We start from the raw sequence: 228 nt of genomic DNA, 5'->3' as shown, positions 1-228 counted from the left end.
AAGAGTGGATTCTAAATGTTCAGATAAAGACATAAAAAAATGAGCGTATTTACATACACTCATTTTTACTACATTTTTCTAATATTTGCTTAACTGACTGGCATTACTCAATTGAGGGCTTTTTTAATACTTAGCGTTTTTTAGCATGAATTTGAGGGGTAGCTTAGGAAATCGTGTCAAAAAAAATGTAATATCCAAATGCATCGAATCCTCTTAAATCAGGCTTTC

It is taken from the genome of Acinetobacter sp. A3 (assembly GCF_012371415.1).
Classification (GTDB): Bacteria; Pseudomonadota; Gammaproteobacteria; order Pseudomonadales; family Moraxellaceae; genus Acinetobacter.
Note: the sequence above shows the minus strand (reverse complement) of the source record.